18 protein-coding genes and 2 pseudogenes are annotated in these 16,253 nt (G+C 41.0%); 11 read left to right on the top strand and 9 right to left on the bottom strand.

All coding sequences use genetic code 11. The annotated features are described in order from the left end of the window. Positions 1 to 83: 83 nt before the first annotated feature. The 4 genes from G7Y90_RS13960 to G7Y90_RS13975 all read left to right on the top strand — a co-directional run bounded on the left by G7Y90_RS13960 (position 84) and on the right by G7Y90_RS13975 (position 2,993). Positions 84 to 1,043, top strand: a complete 960-nt coding sequence (locus G7Y90_RS13960) for a DMT family transporter (protein ID WP_250162681.1) — start codon at positions 84 to 86, stop codon at positions 1,041 to 1,043. A 106-nt stretch (positions 1,044 to 1,149) separates the two neighbouring features. Continuing rightward, entirely contained in the window at positions 1,150 to 1,764 is a 615-nt protein-coding gene (locus tag G7Y90_RS13965; RefSeq protein WP_193008863.1) for a nitroreductase family protein, read from the top strand. Between the two features lie 228 nt (positions 1,765 to 1,992). After that, positions 1,993 to 2,631 carry an MFS transporter gene (locus G7Y90_RS13970; protein WP_250162682.1) on the top strand — a complete coding sequence of 213 codons (639 nt, stop codon included), beginning with the start codon at positions 1,993 to 1,995 and terminating at the stop codon, positions 2,629 to 2,631. After that, the gene (locus G7Y90_RS13975) at positions 2,604 to 2,993 is read left to right on the top strand and encodes an MFS transporter (RefSeq protein WP_250162683.1); all 390 of its coding nucleotides are present in this window, start codon (positions 2,604 to 2,606) and stop codon (positions 2,991 to 2,993) included. The genes G7Y90_RS13970 and G7Y90_RS13975 overlap by 28 nt, the downstream gene beginning before the upstream one ends. A 154-nt stretch (positions 2,994 to 3,147) precedes the next feature. Here G7Y90_RS13975 and G7Y90_RS13980 read toward each other — a convergent pair. The 5 genes and pseudogenes from G7Y90_RS13980 to G7Y90_RS14000 form a co-directional block, all read right to left on the bottom strand. Next, positions 3,148 to 3,898, bottom strand: a protein-coding gene (locus tag G7Y90_RS13980; protein ID WP_226951658.1) for an IS5 family transposase whose coding sequence is annotated in 2 segments (ribosomal slippage) — positions 3,148 to 3,679 and positions 3,678 to 3,898 — 753 coding nt in all. Because the reading frame shifts where the segments join, the coding sequence is not laid out codon by codon here. Between the two features lie 284 nt (positions 3,899 to 4,182). Further along, positions 4,183 to 5,344, bottom strand: a pseudogene (locus G7Y90_RS13985) (IS3 family transposase). Between the two features lie 536 nt (positions 5,345 to 5,880). Beyond that, the gene (locus G7Y90_RS13990; protein ID WP_193007653.1) at positions 5,881 to 6,567 is read right to left on the bottom strand and encodes a hypothetical protein; all 687 of its coding nucleotides are present in this window, start codon (positions 6,565 to 6,567) and stop codon (positions 5,881 to 5,883) included. Between the two features lie 138 nt (positions 6,568 to 6,705). Beyond that, on the bottom strand, positions 6,706 to 7,200 hold the full coding sequence (locus G7Y90_RS13995; protein WP_250162684.1) for a nucleoside/nucleotide kinase family protein: 495 nt from the start codon (positions 7,198 to 7,200) through the stop codon (positions 6,706 to 6,708). Then, complete coding sequence (locus tag G7Y90_RS14000; RefSeq protein WP_250162685.1) at positions 7,181 to 7,375, bottom strand: hypothetical protein; 195 nt, start codon at positions 7,373 to 7,375, stop codon at positions 7,181 to 7,183. Before G7Y90_RS14000 ends, G7Y90_RS13995 begins: the two co-directional genes overlap by 20 nt. Before the next feature lie 315 nt (positions 7,376 to 7,690). Here G7Y90_RS14000 and G7Y90_RS14005 point away from each other — a divergent pair, with 315 nt between their 5' ends. The 3 genes and pseudogenes from G7Y90_RS14005 (at position 7,691) to G7Y90_RS14010 (ending at position 10,033) form a co-directional block, all read left to right on the top strand. Beyond that, on the top strand, positions 7,691 to 8,446 hold the full coding sequence (locus G7Y90_RS14005; RefSeq protein WP_250162686.1) for an alpha/beta hydrolase: 756 nt from the start codon (positions 7,691 to 7,693) through the stop codon (positions 8,444 to 8,446). After that, entirely contained in the window at positions 8,362 to 8,712 is a 351-nt protein-coding gene (locus G7Y90_RS19260; RefSeq protein ID WP_502937363.1) for an alpha/beta hydrolase, read from the top strand. Before G7Y90_RS14005 ends, G7Y90_RS19260 begins: the two co-directional genes overlap by 85 nt. Positions 8,713 to 8,782: 70 nt before the next feature. Beyond that, a pseudogene (locus G7Y90_RS14010) lies at positions 8,783 to 10,033 on the top strand (IS256 family transposase). Positions 10,034 to 10,435: 402 nt separating this feature from the next. Here G7Y90_RS14010 and G7Y90_RS14015 read toward each other — a convergent pair. From G7Y90_RS14015 to G7Y90_RS14030, 4 genes are all read right to left on the bottom strand, one after another. Further along, positions 10,436 to 10,837, bottom strand: a complete 402-nt coding sequence (locus G7Y90_RS14015; RefSeq protein ID WP_193007647.1) for an ExbD/TolR family protein — start codon at positions 10,835 to 10,837, stop codon at positions 10,436 to 10,438. A gap of 214 nt (positions 10,838 to 11,051) precedes the next feature. Further along, positions 11,052 to 11,240 (bottom strand): hypothetical protein, encoded by a 189-nt coding sequence (locus tag G7Y90_RS19265; RefSeq protein WP_250164038.1) that lies wholly within the window; start codon positions 11,238 to 11,240, stop codon positions 11,052 to 11,054. Then, positions 11,240 to 11,740 (bottom strand): MotA/TolQ/ExbB proton channel family protein, encoded by a 501-nt coding sequence (locus tag G7Y90_RS14025; RefSeq protein WP_502937364.1) that lies wholly within the window; start codon positions 11,738 to 11,740, stop codon positions 11,240 to 11,242. The genes G7Y90_RS19265 and G7Y90_RS14025 overlap by 1 nt, the downstream gene beginning before the upstream one ends. Before the next feature lie 123 nt (positions 11,741 to 11,863). Then, entirely contained in the window at positions 11,864 to 12,769 is a 906-nt protein-coding gene (locus G7Y90_RS14030; protein WP_250162687.1) for an energy transducer TonB, read from the bottom strand. A gap of 520 nt (positions 12,770 to 13,289) precedes the next feature. Here G7Y90_RS14030 and G7Y90_RS14035 point away from each other — a divergent pair. The 4 genes from G7Y90_RS14035 (at position 13,290) to G7Y90_RS14050 (ending at position 16,047) form a co-directional block, all read left to right on the top strand. Further along, a complete protein-coding gene (locus tag G7Y90_RS14035) occupies positions 13,290 to 14,333 on the top strand; it encodes a siderophore ABC transporter substrate-binding protein (protein WP_250162688.1) in 1,044 nt (347 codons plus the stop codon). Positions 14,334 to 14,482: 149 nt separating this feature from the next. Next, positions 14,483 to 14,677, top strand: a complete 195-nt coding sequence (locus G7Y90_RS14040) for a hypothetical protein (protein WP_193007660.1) — start codon at positions 14,483 to 14,485, stop codon at positions 14,675 to 14,677. Next, complete coding sequence (locus G7Y90_RS14045; protein WP_226951667.1) at positions 14,653 to 15,177, top strand: iron chelate uptake ABC transporter family permease subunit; 525 nt, start codon at positions 14,653 to 14,655, stop codon at positions 15,175 to 15,177. The genes G7Y90_RS14040 and G7Y90_RS14045 overlap by 25 nt, the downstream gene beginning before the upstream one ends. A 183-nt stretch (positions 15,178 to 15,360) precedes the next feature. Continuing rightward, positions 15,361 to 16,047: an ATP-binding cassette domain-containing protein gene (locus G7Y90_RS14050; RefSeq protein WP_250162689.1), complete on the top strand. Its 687-nt coding sequence runs from the start codon at positions 15,361 to 15,363 to the stop codon at positions 16,045 to 16,047. Positions 16,048 to 16,253 lie beyond the last annotated feature (206 nt).

Raw genomic sequence — 16,253 nt, forward strand, 5'->3', positions numbered from 1 at the left:
ATAATAGCAATATTATTATCTTGACATCAAGATATATAATGATATTCTGATATCAAGGCCATTTTAGGCCGTTAGGATATTATATGACTAAATTTACAGAGCGAAATGGCTCTGCTTGTAAAAGTGTATGGCTAGTTCCTTTAACTTGTCTTCTAGTTGGAGGTGCGTTACTTGGTATCTCTACCAACGTTGCAAAATATGCGGGTGAAATAGGTTTGTCTCCGCTTGCCTTTTTATTGTGGTCAATTGCTGGTGCTGCCACAATCTTGTTAGTTATTGCGTTACTACTCCATGAACTTCCACCCCTCAATAAACGCAGCTTTGAATATTACTTTATCTCTGCTTTGGTCAGCGTTGCAGGCTCTAACTTACTTTTCTTTTCCGCTATTCCCCATGTCGGTGCCGGTTTTGTAGCCCTAATCATTTCCTTACCACCGCTTCTCACCTATCTTGGGGCACTAGCATTAGGGATGGAGCGATTTCAGACTGTTCGAGCTCTTGGGGTTGCAGCTGCACTTGCCGGTGCAGGTGTCCTAGCTGCCCGTAAATTTTCTGCACCAGATGCCAGTGTGTTTTGGATTTTGATAGCACTCTGTGGCCCTGTTTTGCTCGCTATTGGTAACCTCTATCGTACATTGCGTTGGCCGGAAGGAGCGTCTCCCAATGCGCTTGCTCCAGGCATGCTTATTGCGGCTGTAGTCTTACTTGGCGCAACAAGCCTCCTACCGAACTTCTCACTGACTGTTCCACTGGGAGGTTTCCTGCCACTTGGTTTAATTACCTTACAGGCCTTCATATTCGCCGGTCAGTTTCAATTAGTTTCTACTCAAAAACGGGTGGCCCGGTTTTTATTAAGCTTATTAGGATCTGTTGGAGCAATTGTAGGTGTCCCTGTCGCTGTTTTTTTACAAGGTGAATCTCCACCGGACGGGCTCATTCTAGGCGCCTCTTTGATTGCACTCGGTGTAGCACTTGTTACATGGGGTGGTATGAAAATGATGACACTATCGAAACAAAAACTTGAAGTGCCTGATAAGACCTGAATTTAAAAAGTTTGATTTCCTTTGTAAGTTTATTCAATAAGCTTGACCAACCTTAATCACACGATATAAATAACATTCTATTTAACAAAATTTAAAAGGATAAAATATGCCGCAATCCAATTCAGCCAACCTACAACAAGCCTTCACTAAACGTCGGTCCATTTATGCTTTAGGTGGCAACTTACCAGTAAAACCACAAGCAATTATTGATATTGCTGAGCGCACAATACTAAATACCCCTTCAGCCTTCAACTCACAGACGACACGTCTGGTAGTGTTGTTTGGTAAGCAGCATAAGCAGCTATGGGATATCACCGAAACCCATTTACGTAAGGCGGTTGGCAGTAACGACTTTTCAGGTAGTAAACAAAAAATGGATGTTTTTCGTGCGGCTGTGGGTACAGTTATGTTTTACGAAGATAAGGAGGTTATACAATCGTTGCAAGATAAGTTTGAGCTATATGCTGATAGATTTCCTATTTGGGCGCAGCAAACCTCAGCAATGCATCAATATGCTATGTGGCTAGAATTAAGTGCTTTAAATATTGGTGCAAATCTTCAGCATTATAATCCACTAATCAATAATGATATTGCATCAGCTTTTTCAATTCCTAAGCAGTGGGAACTGGTTGCTCAAATGCCATTTGGTAACATCGTTGAGCCAGCTGGCGAAAAAATCTATCAGTCAGCCAGTGAACGTATCAGAGTGTTTGGACTGTAGTAACAAGGCCTTAATGCTAATGTCAGTATGTTTGGACATCCTAAAGTCAGATTTTCTCGAATATATACAGTAGACAGAGCCATTAAATTTTACGATGTTTTAGATCTAAAGTGCTAGCGTATATTTGATTATTGCTTGGTACTACTGCAAAAGATAACCAATTAAAATCGTGATAATGCATCGACTCATAACTAAAAAAGACACATAACCAAGAGTGTGAGGTAGGAAATGAGTAAGTTTAGCTATAACCAATGGATATTAGCCATCATAACAATAATCGTAGGTCTTAATCTTAGGCCTATTATGGCCTCGATATCTCCGATCGTACCCGTTTTAGCAGATGCTATAGGAATCAATAATCAAACTGCTGGATTATTGACTACTTTGCCAGTTGCAATGATGGGCTGCTTTGCACTTTTAGGTCCCAGAATTCAATCTAGAGTAAGCGAGTATATAGGTATATTAGCTGGATTGTTGGCGATAGCACTTTCTTGTGGCTACCGATTTTTTGCTGACTCTACATTACTTCTACTACTGACTTCTCTCATTGGAGGTATTGGTATAGCAATCATCCAAACTCTAATGCCCGCCTATTTAAAAAGAATTGCGCCAGACAATGCTAGCGTTTTTATGGGGTTATTTACAACAGGTATTATGGCGGGGGCTGCAATATCAGCTGCTACAACCTCTCCTTTAGAAGGAGTATTTGGCTGGAATATCGCTTTATCGATTATGGCTATCCCTGCCATATTGGCAATTATACTGTTTTTCTCTGGTATGCCACATATCAAGAGCAGTAGAAACGGTTATTTACCTCTACCTATAAAATCTAAAAATGCATGGCTGTTAATGCTTTTTTTGGCATAGGAACAGGTGCATACACATTGGTTCTAGCTTGGTTGCCACTAAGTTACACCCAGCTTGGGTGGAGTAGAGATGCTTCTGGCGCTTTACTAAGTATTTTAACGGTAGCAGAAGTAGTTTCTGGCATCTTAATTTCTATATTTATCAAAAAATACACCGATCGCCGAAAGCCATTATTTGTCACTTTATCGCTCATATTAGTTGGTTTAATATTGCTTATCTATATCCCCTCAAAGCTTGCATTTTTAACCGTTATAATTTTAGGTTTAGGGATTGGTGCTATTTCCTTATCTTTTCTAGCGCTTGATTACGCCTCTAACGCCAAGCAAGCAGTGACTTTATTAGCTGCAAGGTGGGATACTTAATTGCTTCAGTATTCCGTTCATGGCAGGTGTTTGATTGATGCTTCAAGTGAGTTAACGGGAGCATGGATTGGAATGATTATGGGGTTTTACTGTTATTCACTATTTGTAATAAATTCTCTCCACAAGATTTTGTGGTTCGTATTAGGGCGTGTCTTCAATTCATCTTACAATGAACGATAGTACACGCCAGATAAAGCATTGACTTAAAATTACGAGCTAACTTTTCATAGCGAGTGGCGATACTACGAAAGTGTTTGAGCCTTGCGAACATATTCTCAACAAGATGGCGCAGTTTGTATAAGTAGCTATCAAATTCTGGATTAGGTGCTTTAGTATTGCTTCTTTTGGGAATTATAGGAATCATGTCATGCATGCAAGCTTTATCCCTGATCGCTTGTGAATCATAGCCTTTATCAGCGATGAAGTAATCTGCATGCCTAATCATGTCAATCAATTCACCTGCAACTTGACTGTCGTGGACGTCACCCCCAGTGATTTTAAAATGGAGCGGATATCCATCGGCATCACAGGATAGGTGTATCTTTGTAGTTGCGCCGCCACGGCTTCGCCCAATCGCTCGATCTTCACCACGCCGAGCTCCACTTGCATGCTGGTGACAGCGAACATAGCTTCCGTCTGTGAATACCCATTCCGTATCAGTTTCTTTTCGTAAGCTAAAAAAAATTCGCCCATAAGCCAGTTTTCGACCAGCGATTAAAGCGACTATAAGCTGTTTTCCAAGAACACAGTTCTTTAGGTATGTCACGCCAAGGCGCACCTGTGCGTACCTTCCACAGTATGGCTTCCATGACCTCTCGACTGTTTTGAGTTTGATAGCAGGCATGCTGTGTCATCGTTGATTGAAGTTGATCCCAAAGCGTATCTGTTAGTGCTGTTCTTGCCATGACTTGTACTTCTCGCAGCGTCTCAATAGATGCGGTATTGTAACTATTATTTATGGCTTAACCAATTGAAGACACGCCCTAGTATACTTTAAGATAAAAGTAGGAACTAAAAGAAAGGATATATTCTAATTATGGACACCAATTTATTTGAGCTATGCTCAAGGTATTATATCTAGCCAAACCTTCATAGTAATCATCTAACCAGTTGAATTTAAAAGGCACTACGGTCTTACCCGTTTGACCCCTGCTGTCAATCCCGTAGAACTAAACTTGGGAGATTTTAGTTACGCAGCCTGACGATAATAATCAAACCACACCTGTCTTGGCGATTTATAACCCAAACCCTTTTGAATTCTAGTCTGATTGTAGTACAGCTCGATGTATCTAATAATATCGTTGATCGCTGCAAATCTAGTCTTATAATCCTGATGATATACCAGCTCGTTCTTTAAAGTGCCCCAGAAGCTTTCTATGGGTGCATTGTCGAAGCAATTACCTTTAGCGCTCATTGAGCCTGTAAATTGATGCTGTTTAATGATCTTATGATACGCATGGCTACAGTATTGACTACCTCTGTCTGAATGCACAATTAATCCTTTATTAGGCCGTTTGTTTTTGATTGCCATACTTAGTGCTTTGCAAACTAAGTCAGCAGTCATGCGTTTGTTGATAGCGTAACCGACCAGCTCTTTGGTATAAATCTTTGACTCCTGCTAAGTACAGCCAGCCCTCATTTGTCCAGATATAAGTAATATCGCTCACCCAAGACTCATTAGGGCGCTTAGCATCAAACTGCTGATCCAGCACATTCGGATAAACTAGCTTGTTGTGATTAGAGTCGGTGGTCACTTTAAAGCGCTTATGACGACGACATTTAATGCCGTGTTGCTCTTTGATGCTTCTTACCATATACACTAATGTTATGGCCTTGCTCGCTTAGATGAGCATGCAGTCGATCTACGCCATAACATTCTTTCGTTTCACTGTGAGCCGCTTTAACCAGTAATTCAGACTGGTTGCGGTGTATCTGTTGGTCACTGATGTCACGACTAATCCAGTCGTAATAGCTTGAGGGCTTAACGCTCAATACACGGCACATAGTGGTGATGCTAAATATCTGCTGATTGGCTTTAATAAAGGCGTACTTCACTAACTGTGCTTGGCAAAGTACGCCGTCGCCTTTTTTAAGATCTCGCGCTCCTCTTCAGCCACTTTAAGCTGCCGCTTGAGCTGCTTTATTTCTTGAAGAGCACTCATAAGATCAGGATCATATTGCTCTGTGCCGACAAGCTTGCCTTGATTGGCTTTGTTATGCCAATTTGATAGCGTTTGCATGGCAATGCCAAGCTGCTTTGCAGTCGCTGAAATATTGCCGTTGTTGTCTGCTATCTTCTTGACAGCTTCGGCTTTAAATTCATCACTGTAGGTTCTTACTTTCTTGGTCATGGTAAACTCCAGTTAATACGCTTAGTTTACCAAGTTTAGTTGTACGGTTTCTTCAGCATAGCTCAAGGCGCATGATTCACTCAATCGCCTGATCCATTAATATTGTGTGATAACAATACTTTTAACTATGGTTCAAACTAGAACTTATAAGACAGCGACGCTTTTACTTCACGCTCATCACCTGGCATATTAGAGGTATTGAGTGAGCCGACGCGGACATAACGGTCTTTATTTAACAGGTTATAAACGTTTAATTGACCGGTATTGAGGTCTGTTTGATATCACTATCTAGATAGCTATAACCACCAGATACCTGCAACTTAGGCATAATGATAATCAGCCTCTCTATCAGAATAGCGAATACCGACACTTATGACACCAGCACTAGCCAGACGATGCTCAAAATCAGCAAACACATCATGGCTCTGACTGTTAAAGTCGTTCCACTTAGCCCCATAAAAATCATTATTAGGTAGGGAGATTAAAGATTTATCAGCAAAGGTAGGCAGACCATTATTGGGGGTGATTTGTCGATCTTACATCAAATAACCCAGACCAAATTTACTGGTATCATTCAATTGCTTATCAACACTGACGTAGGTCGTACCGTTTTGATTGTATTTACCACAGATGTCATCAACTACTGAATTGGAGCGCTGATTGTATTGCAGCACCGTGCGACCAATGAGACTGTCATCGGCGCTCAAGCTGCCCTGAAGACCAGCAGATACGCCATAGCATTCTGGATTGCTAATATTGGCTTTACCACGCTTTCGAACCAAATTCACCACACCGCCCACAATACTATATTGATCATATTCATAACCACGAGAGTAAATAGATGAGCGCCCATCATCATCTTTCAGAACTCGTAAACCGGTCGTGCGCTTAGCAATTTGGTCTAACGTATCAAGATTTAAGTCATCAATTTTTGCTTGGGTGATCAAACTGATAGACTGGGGAATATTTTCTAGATAATCTGTTATCTTGGTACCGACCGTCGCGACATTGGCATTATATAAGTCATTATCTTCACTTGGATCAATGGCATATAAAGGGTTCACGGTTACCACAATCGTATCTAAAGTGGTACTAGGCAATGCATCAGCACTATCTTCTGATTCAGCCGCTATCGCTGGTGACATAAAGAGTAAAGATAATATAGAATAGCACAGCGGTGACAGTCTAAAATGCGAGGATTGATTTGAGGTATTATGAACCACGTTAGTATTCCTTAAAGCCATAGTAGATAACCCATTGGGTTTGTTAATGGCATTAAAAACAGATAGCTATTAAATAAAAACAACTCTAACTTCATCTAGTGAAGTCAGAGCCTGCTCTTACCGGTTAGCACTCAACAACTAAAATCCTCTAGCATTATCACTAGTAGCGGTATAAAAGATATTGAAGGCACTATTAGCGCCAGTTTTGACAACTTTACCGTCTACCGTTGCACTGGCTTCGAAATTAACACCACCACCTGCACTTTCACCGCTAGCAATGTTCGGCAAGGTCAGTGAATGCACGACCACTTTCTTATTGGTAATGGGTGTCTCTGCTTTGGTTAATTTTGTACCCCGTGGTTTGACCACTTCGCCCTCTGCAACGACTTTCGTTAAATCATCATAAATAATATCGAAATCTAATAATTGTGCCTGATCAAGTTTTGCTTGTCCGTTGACAACAGGAATACCAACAAGAGACTTGCTGCCACGGTGAATCATGCGATTATCGATAACTTTACCATTATCTAGCTTTCTGGCTTCTACAGCGACTGAATTGGTTCGAGCCATCAACATCACTTTATAACCTGGTACCGCAACTTTACCTTTTCCATCAAAAATATCTGCGACCAATTCTGGTGCATTTTTCGCTTTTATTGATGACTACTCGAGCAGAGTTTTCAGAAACGGGATAGTCTTTGCCGTCAATCGTCAAATAACGACTATCGGCATAGTTGCTTTGCGTTTTCATGAGACCGTTGATCACAGAATGAGAGGTAGATACAGGCGTTACGCTCGATGGTGACATCGTATTTTGACATCCTATAACCCCTAAAGATAACAGCGCAATAGATAAAACTGAAAATTTAGATAATAGATTTTTGCTGAAACATGACTGAGTTGAACGTGACATAATTTAATCTCATAAGAAGGATTTTTGTGAAATGCAGAACTACTAGAAAAAAATTGTAATTGATAACGATTATCATATGCATTATTATTACGATAATGCAACTAGTTGTCAATCCTTATCAAGGATATAAAATACATTTGTTAATTCTCTTACAGTTTTCATATAAGCAATACTATGCTCAAGGCTTTTTGAATATGATAAAGGATAGGTATGTCAAAATTTCAGACAAAATTTGCAATTATAACGATAACCATAGCAGGAGTAATGATGTCACCAAGCTATGCTAAACCTGACTTGACCAAGACAGTAGATATGAGCTTATTGCATGCCAAAGATACCGGATATCGTTTCGTATATCATACCTTCATTAAACCTGCACCAGAACTACCCTCCTCTAGCGTAACAGATTCACAATTGAAAACGCTGAAAGCCTATGCAAAACCTCGTCATTATCAAGTATGGTTAGCTATTCCTGAGCAAACAACCGATCATCAACTCTCTAACAATTCTGTAAAAACTCCTAGTAAATTACTTTATATACTGGATGGTAATGCGGCTATTGATGATTTAGATACAGAAACGCTGCGCGCCTTATCCAAGTCTACGCCAAAAAAATCAGCGCCTGCTTTAGTCTTTATAGGTTACCAAACACCTTATCGCTTCGATGTCGATGCCCGCGCCTACGACTATACCCCACCATTATTAGCCAACACTATAGATAACAGTGCGTTTACAGAAGAAGGTAAAGAGCGATTAAATGGTGGTGCAGAGCATTTTTATGGGCTGATAGAAAAAGAAATTAAGCCGTGGGTATATGAGCAGCTAGGCGAAAAACCAAAGCAAGAGCGATTTGGGGACACTCTTACGGTGGTTTGTTTGTATTGTATAATTTGTTCAAGCACCCTGAAGCTTATCAGCAGTACTTCAGTGCTGATCCTTCGCTATGGTGGCAAGATGGAGAGATGATTAACTATTGGCAAGCGTATCAAAACCTTCCTAAAGCGCAACTTGCAGATATATCCAATAATAAACACAAACAAATACGACTCACTTTTAGTCACTCTGCAGAGCAAACCACTATCCCAGTAGTAGTGCCCACTCTGATGAGTAAAAAAGAATTCGCCAAGGAAATCTGTGACCACTTTGAGAAGAGTTGTAGTTATCAGTTTTACAATCAATCACACGGAGAAGTATTTACAACCTCTCTATTGGAGAGCTTAAAACGTTTCTAAGACTGACTTTTAATGGGAGTTTCCCAAAATTTGTGTAACTGCTTATAATCCACTAACCGGAGAATAAGCAATGACTACCCAATCTGACATTAAAAAACTGGCTGAGCTAATGGCTGGTAACATGAATAGCTTTGATGACATCCTTCATCGACACTGCCCTTGAAGCTGAGATGGAAGATCATCTTGGCTACCCCAAGCATGAAAAGGCAGATAAGCCCAATAAGCGTAATGGTCACACTAAAAAGACAGTCCGCAGTGACATCGGCGATCTTGAGGTCTCAACTCCAAGAGACCGTGATAGCAGCTTTGAGCCTGTGCTGGTCAGTAAGCATCAAAGTCGTATTACTGGTCTTGATAATAAAATCATATTTCACTACAGGCACAGTCTTGCGCTTCGGGCAACTGTCCCCCGGACACTTGCTTCTCCTCGCTCATACGCCAAAGGTCAAAGGTCAAACCACCACTCAGATCTTCGAAACCATTAAAGAGCTATACAATGTAGATATCTCAAATAGCTTAGTTTCAAGAGTCACTGACAACATCTTGGAGGACATCACTGCGTGGCAGAATAGACCACTTAACAGCATCTATCCTATTGTCTATCTAGACTGCATTGTCATTAAAGTACGTCAAGACAAGCAGATCATCAACAATGCTATTTACTTAGCTCTAGGCGTTAATCTTGACGGTAAAAAAGAGTTACTTGGTATGTGGCTGTCAGAGAACGAGGGCGCTAATTTCTGGGGGGCGTTCTCACTGAACTACAAAACCGTGGAGTACAAGACATCTTAATCGCCTGTGTCGATGATCTAAAGGGCTTCCCTGATGCCATTAACACCGTCTACCCCAAAGCACAGGGGCAGCTGTGTATCGTGCATATGGTGCGCTATTCAATGAATTTTGTACCCTGGACGGATAAAAAGGCCGTAGCGGCTGACTTAAAGGTCATCTATGGGCTGATACGCTTGAGATGGCAGAGGCCAACGTTGAGCATTTCGATGAGATATGGGGCAAAGAATACCCACATGTCATCAAGTCTTGGCGCAATAACTGGGAAGGCTTAACGGTATTGTTTAATTACCCTAAAGACATCAGAAAAGTCATATATACCACCAATACTATCGAGTCGCTAAACAGTGTGATTCGGGCAGCGGTGAATAAGCGTCAGGTGTCCCCGTCTGATCAAGCTGCTTTCAAAGTGGTGTACCTAGTAACCCAGCAGGCATCCAAAAAATGGTCGATGCCTATTCGTAACTGAACGTCTGCTCTTAATCGTTTTATGATTATGTTTGACGATCGTATCAGCAAGCATTTAATCTAAACGGCAGTTACACAGAATCTGGGATGGGCTCCTTTTAATAGAAAAACTGTAGGCTTATTTTTATTGATCTATAGCAGATATTTTAAGACCTATACTTTAAGACTCTTCAACTCCCTCCCATATCAATTGGAATGATACCTATTTCTTAAAAAATCATTACCTTAATAATTATGGTTTAGACCTCCTAGCGATGAGTGATTTTAAGATTGAGTATGTTCAAGATACATTTAGCACTCAGACCTTATCTACTAGATAAGAAAAACCTCGCTAGGTTACCCAAGCAAGGCGGGAGAGAAAGGTTGTTATGATATTTATGTTTATTATTATCTTATTTGTATTTAATAATAGCGGGATTGATTATATTGAAAGCCAACTCTGCTAAATAGCTCCTAGTTTTCATTACTATTCATTTACAAAGGCTATTTTGCTCAGCCCTGCTTGACTGGCTACCGCTAGTACCTGTGCCACCGTCTCATATCTACTTTCTTTATCTGCTCTTAATAGCACGGAAGGGTCTTTACCAGCTCCACTTTGCTGTTGTAGACGCACCCCTAGTTCTTCCATACTAATAGGATCGCTATCCCAGAAAATACCAGCATCTTTATCTATACTAATTTGGATTGCTTCAGGTGGCTGCTCATTGATTAGCGCACTGGTTTTGGGTAAATCGAGCGGTACTGTTGGATTCAAAACAGTCGCTGTCAATAAAAAGATAATCATCAATACCAACATGATATCAATCAGTGGAATGAGGTTCATCTCATTCATACTTTGGATGTTATCATCACTTAACTGAAATGCCATAATATTCTCTATCGTGTGTCAGTCTTATACAAAATCATAAACTTTTGCTTTAAAAAAGCCATCCAGCGCTGGCATTTACAACAACTTTATATAGTCAAGGAATTTTAGAAACGCTACAAGGCGACCGACCGCAGATAGTACACTGAGTACATTTAGGGCGGGCAACACCGTATCGGTTCAAAAGTGCTCTGACTATAAATAAAATCTAGCAATGCTACTGTTGGTAAGCCTCTTGTGTATCAGTATGAATACTACTATTGCTATGAGCACTCTTACTAAAAGTGACATTAGTGGTTATGCCTTGCTTTTCAGCTACATTATGAGGCTCCATTGAAGGTTGCATTGCTGCTAAATCAACAGACTGCGCCAATAAATCATGGGCTCTATCATTGGCATGGTACATTACCCGTCGATTGATACGTACGGCAAGGTTATAAACACCACTGCTGGAATTGCGACGGCAATACCGAGACCTGTCATAATGAGCGCCTCGCCAACTGGTCCTGCCACTTGTCCAAGTCCTGCTTGCCCACTGGTACCGATATTATGTAACGCGTGAAAAATACCCCACACTGTACCAAATAACCCAATAAATGGCGCGATCGCTGCAGTGGTACCTAAAATAGGTAGGCCGCGTTCGCTAGCAAAACGGTAACGCCCGATATGCTTTAATAATGCTTGCTCAATGACTAATCGATGCATAGCAGCATCAGAGTTAATCACAGCTGAACGCTTCATCTCAACCTGCTGACTCAAATCATCAGCAACACAGGCGGCCAATTTTCGGCTTTGTAATATACGAATAATACCAGTTACCCAAGAGAGCACCGATAAGACCAATAGCAAGAAAAACAAGCTTTTGGTCACCAAATCGCTGTATTGCCAGTAGCTTGTAAAATTCATATCAGACTCCTTAATATGTTATGCAATCATATGAGTTTTTTGCGAGTACCGCATATCCACTTATCATGAAAAATCATCAGTAATGATGCTCTAAAAATAATAGGCTCGTTAAATAACTAAATTTTATGGTGCTGCATAACTGATAGGTAAAGTTACATTACCCACCACTGGTACGCCATTTTTCGTAAAGGGTTTAAATTTACCAGAAAGTACTTGTTGTTGAGCATCCCTATCGAGTGCGGCGTTGCCAGAAGATTGCGCTAAGCTCACATTATCTATGCTGCCTTGCTTATTAACTTGTAGTACCAAGACAACTCTAAAGGTTTCCCCTGATCTAGCACCTCGTCTGGCACGAGCAGGAAAACTAAAACTCGGTGCTGATGCCCAGTTAGCGTTGGTCGCAGTGAAATTGACTGGTGTATTACTTGCAGCAGCAGCTTGTTGATTAGCTTTCTCACGAGTCGCGGCTTCAGCTTTTGCACGGGCGGCTTGTGCAGCTTTGGCATCGGATACGGCTTGCGCTTCACGATCTGCCTTTGCTTTGGTATCCGCTGCAGCCTGAGCCTCGCGCATAGCTTTAGCATGCGTTTGTTGATTAGCCTTTTCAGTCTGTGCTGCCAATATTTTACGTTCGTTATCGGCTGCTAAAGCGCTTGCTTGAGCTGCTGCGTCTGATTCTTGTGATTTTATTGGTTGTTTGATGACAGGCTTGCTCTCTACTATTTTTGTTGTCGTAGTATCTGGCTTAGTATCAACCTGAGGCTTTGGTTTCTCCTTCCTCACAACTGGTTGCACTGCTTTTTTTGGCTCTGGTTTTGCCTCAGGTACGCTAACAGATTGTGGTTTAGGCGCTTTAATAGGTTCGACTTCTGCGACTGCCATCACTGGCTCTGCAATTGTCGTAACTTCTGACACCAACTGTATTTCTATAGGCGGTGTTATTTCAAGTGGCTTAATAGTAATCACAGGGGTTTTGACCATCACCAATACGATTGCTGTCAGCAAATGTAATGCGACAACACAACCCATAACTGTGGATGTTAATTTAACTGATGGCATATTGAAACTTGTTGAACCCATAACAGCCTAATAATTTTATTAAACAAAATGTAATAGCAATGTTAATGCAAATGATAACTATTATCAATAAATTTAATAACTATCTTTTAAATATTTATTCCCGCTTACAAAGCACCCTCTCTCATCTTCATGTACTCAAGAAGAATTCTTCCTACCACTAAGTCACTACTGAAAATTCTCGCTAGAGCTAAATACCTCAGCCTATGAAGCTAAAATCAAAAATGATAATAATTCTCATTATCATTGATAAATACTGTTAACTACTTTATGATAATCGCTGTTTACTCTTTTGAACTTTAAAAAAGTTCAAGTAAGCATTAATCCTGAAGTAGTCAATAGCCTTAAAGACAAATTAAATGGCGAAGAGCGCCGTTATGAATACTGCTATGCAGCCTCTTTACTAACCATCCCATATTTTGCAGTCATTTGATTAATCAACTTTCTATAACTTGTAAATAATGAGTTACCTATGTTTACTAATTTACTCTCTATACCAGTGCCCGTATTCAAACGTCCTTTATTAACAACTATGATGGCAACATTAATAGCTACCGCCAGCTTGACAGGCTGTACCTCACCCGACTCTAGCGATTCTGAAACTGCAACGATTACAACAGAGAATGAAACGGCAGATACCGTATCGAATGCTACGAATAATGGCGAATCTACCACTAGTATAAAAATTGATACTGCAAAAGGTGAGATAAGCTTACCAGTTAATCCGTCACCCATTGCAGTATATGACATGACGTTAATGCAAGATTTAGCGGCTCTTGAAGTACCTATTCAAGGTATGCCAAGCAATATGTTGTTAGACAATCTGCAAGCAAAAAATCAACCGGAGCCAAAAGAAGTAGGTACATTGTTTGAACCGAATCTTGAAGCCTTGAATGCACTACAACCACAGGCAATATTGATTGGGAGTCGCACTGCTAAAAAATATGATGAATTAGCAAGTATTGCTCCTACTCTTGATATGAGTGTCGATACTGCCGATATTTATGAATCGAGCAAACGTCGCTTGTCTGACTTAGGCGCTTTATTCGGTAAAAGCGAGCAAGCGGCAAAACTACAAGGTGACATCGATGGTCTGTTAGCAGAAACCAAAGCTGCCACCAAAGATAAAGGTAAAGGCTTAGTGGTCATGGTCAATGGCAATAAAATGTCCGTATATGGTACTGAGTCACGCTATGGTTTTATTCATACCGTACTTAATATCCCAATAGCAGATAATCAAATTAAAGATGGTAATCACGGTCAGCCAATCTCGTTTGAATACATACAAAAAACCAATCCAGACTGGTTATTCGTCGTCGATCGCAGTGCCGCCATTGGTGAAGATGGTGCTGGTGCCAAAGCCGTATTGGACAATCCATTGGTCGCGCAAACCAACGCATGGAGTAAGAATCAAGTGGTTTACCTTAGCCCAGACTCATATCTTGCCTTTGGCGGTTATTATCAATGGATGCAGGATTTGACGACCATTAAAGAGGCTTTTGCTAACGCTAAATAAATGATGCGTTAAATAAGCAATATGCTAAACAAGCAATATGCTAAACAAGCAATATGCTAAACAAGCAACATGTTAAATAAGCGTCATTCGTTTTTAGGCAACTGTCATCACTGTCAGTTGCCAACCCTCACTTTAAGCCAGTAGCTGATATGCCATTATTTTCCTCTCGTGCGCAGACCAGCGTCAAAGCCCGCCCTACTTTACCAGCCGCATCAACGAGTTGGCAAAAAAGCGCAAGCCGTGGTCTAAGTTCTAAAAATCGCCGTGCTTCTATACCGCCGTGGTTAATCAACACGGGCAGCCTCATTATTATGGGGTCTTGTTTCGTAGCTTATCAGCCCTGATTGCCAGATTGATCAATCCTGATGATTTCGTCGTCGTGCAATCTGCCAGTTACGCACAATTCAATACAGTCAATCCTCAGCTGCTTGGTATCAGCATTGTTATCTGTGCCATTAGCGCACTGTTTATCTGGCGCTGGCGTTATCAATGTGACGTATTGATGCTTGGCAAATCACAAGCCATTAACCTCGGTATCAACTATCAACGCTTGGCATTTGGGCTATTAACGGTCATTGCGGTATTGGTCGCCACGGCAACCTCATTGGTCGGTCCAGTGACCTTCTTTGGGCTGTTGGTTTGTGCGCTAACCAATCGTATCGCTCGGCATATGTATCACAGCGAGCGTCTGATATTGGTCTGTTTGGTGGCGATGATTTGCTTGGTACTCGGTCAGACGATATTTGAGCAACTATTGGGCATGGCGGGTGTGCTATCGGTCGTCATTGAATTGGCTGGTGGCTTGGTATTCTTAATATTGATTTTTATGACTCAGCGTCGTTAATACCGCGCTGATTTAATAGTCATTGACCTAATAGCCAATCATCTAAAAATCATTGAAATATTGGTAAGAAAATCAGATCCTTTGTAAAAATAAGAATTATTATGATTAAACTCAATAACATCTCGCACCATATTGGCAAACAGCAAATTCTTCATAACATCACGTTGTCGTACAAGCGCACAAGTGATTGCTCTGATTGGCCCCAATGGGGCGGGTAAATCTACCTTATTTTCGGTGATGGCACGCTTGCAACCGTTACAGTCGGGACAAGTCAGTTTCGCTGTAGATAATGAGGAACGTGATATTGCTAGCTGTCATGCGCGAACTTTGTCCAAAACTGTTGCGATGCTTGGGCAAGATAACCACGTACAAGGGCGACTACGCGTGCATGAGCTGCTGATGTTTGGGCGCTACCCTTATCATCAAGGGCAACCAACGGCTGATGATCAGCAAAAAGTGCAAGAAATTATCGAACGTTTTGAGCTTGCGCCATTAGCCGAGCGTTTTTTATCGACACTATCAGGTGGTCAGCGTCAGCGAGTATTGATTGCGATGATTGTTTGCCAAGATACGCCTTACTTATTGCTCGATGAGCCGCTCAATAATTTAGATATGTATCATGCTGGTCGCCTGATGCGTGAGCTGCGCGAATTGAGTCATAGCCAGCAAAAAACCGTGGTCATTGTGCTGCACGATATCAATCAAGCTGCGCAGTTCGCCGATACCGTGGTCACTATGAAAGAGGGTCAGGTAATGGCTGTCGGTCAACCTGCAGAGGTCATCACCCAAACAACCATGAAGGATCTGTATAACGTCGATGTTACCGTACTCAATCATCAAAGTCGCCCAGTGATTGTCGATAGCTTATAACCTGCTGTCTAATAAATTAAAAAGATGAATCCATATAAGAAATGCTGTTCATAAAATATAGGTAATATTTTAATAGAAATGACTGTTAACTATTTTTTCAACCAAATTCAATTAAGAACTACAAGATGATGGCTATGTGTTATCTGTTTTAATGATTGTTTGTAAGATCATAAGTAAGATTGGTTGTACAAATCAAAAGGTCTGAA

Source organism: Psychrobacter sp. WY6 (genome assembly GCF_018448495.1).
Taxonomy (GTDB): Bacteria; Pseudomonadota; Gammaproteobacteria; order Pseudomonadales; family Moraxellaceae; genus Psychrobacter.

Excerpts from the sequence above, each read along its gene's own strand:
- G7Y90_RS13970 (WP_250162682.1), top strand. The coding sequence starts at position 1,993 with ATGAGTAAGTTTAGCTATAACCAATGGATATTAGCCATCATAACAATA.
- G7Y90_RS14015 (WP_193007647.1), bottom strand. The coding sequence starts at position 10,837 with ATGGCATTTCAGTTAAGTGATGATAACATCCAAAGTATGAATGAGATG.
- G7Y90_RS13965 (WP_193008863.1), top strand. The coding sequence starts at position 1,150 with ATGCCGCAATCCAATTCAGCCAACCTACAACAAGCCTTCACTAAACGT.
- G7Y90_RS14025 (WP_502937364.1), bottom strand. The coding sequence starts at position 11,740 with ATGAATTTTACAAGCTACTGGCAATACAGCGATTTGGTGACCAAAAGC.
- G7Y90_RS14040 (WP_193007660.1), top strand. The coding sequence starts at position 14,483 with ATGCCATTATTTTCCTCTCGTGCGCAGACCAGCGTCAAAGCCCGCCCT.
- G7Y90_RS14005 (WP_250162686.1), top strand. The coding sequence starts at position 7,691 with ATGTCAAAATTTCAGACAAAATTTGCAATTATAACGATAACCATAGCA.
- G7Y90_RS14030 (WP_250162687.1), bottom strand. The coding sequence starts at position 12,769 with ATGGGTTGTGTTGTCGCATTACATTTGCTGACAGCAATCGTATTGGTG.
- G7Y90_RS13975 (WP_250162683.1), top strand. The coding sequence starts at position 2,604 with ATGGCTGTTAATGCTTTTTTTGGCATAGGAACAGGTGCATACACATTG.
- G7Y90_RS19265 (WP_250164038.1), bottom strand. The coding sequence starts at position 11,240 with ATGTACCATGCCAATGATAGAGCCCATGATTTATTGGCGCAGTCTGTT.
- G7Y90_RS13960 (WP_250162681.1), top strand. The coding sequence starts at position 84 with ATGACTAAATTTACAGAGCGAAATGGCTCTGCTTGTAAAAGTGTATGG.
- G7Y90_RS14035 (WP_250162688.1), top strand. The coding sequence starts at position 13,290 with ATGTTTACTAATTTACTCTCTATACCAGTGCCCGTATTCAAACGTCCT.
- G7Y90_RS14000 (WP_250162685.1), bottom strand. The coding sequence starts at position 7,375 with ATGTCACCATCGAGCGTAACGCCTGTATCTACCTCTCATTCTGTGATC.